This window comes from Paraburkholderia sp. SIMBA_027 (assembly GCF_046535315.1).
GTDB classification, from domain to species: domain Bacteria; phylum Pseudomonadota; class Gammaproteobacteria; order Burkholderiales; family Burkholderiaceae; genus Paraburkholderia; species Paraburkholderia tropica.
This window is the reverse complement of the sequence record NZ_JAWRWY010000369.1, coordinates 1-282: the sequence shown is the minus strand read 5'-3', so window position 1 is coordinate 282 and position 282 is coordinate 1. Positions and strand designations below refer to the sequence as shown.

Genomic DNA, 282 nt, shown 5'->3' with positions numbered 1-282 from the left:
ACTAAGCTCACTGATAACAAAGTGGGTACATTTGAACAGTTTTACCCAAGCACTACAAATAAACAAATTCGAATTGTTTCGGGCATAGTGGATTCCCAATTAGAATATTTCCGGATTCACACCACAAGTAATGCTCCATCTTTGCAGCTTAGTATTCCAGATGCTGATACAGGAAAGAAAACAACATATACTGTGCCGTCTGAATATTTTAAGGGGAAGCCGTTCAAATTGGAAAACGCGCCTGATTATGCGGGAACTAACGTCACAATATCACCCTTTACA

Annotated in this window: 1 protein-coding gene; it reads left to right on the top strand. The window is 39.4% G+C overall.

Annotation, left to right across the window (positions count from 1 at the left end; translation table 11 throughout):
• Positions 1-21: 21 nt before the first annotated feature.
• Positions 22-282 (top strand): hypothetical protein (locus SB764_RS39465; RefSeq protein ID WP_410866678.1); only part of this gene is annotated, 261 nt, incomplete at its 3' end.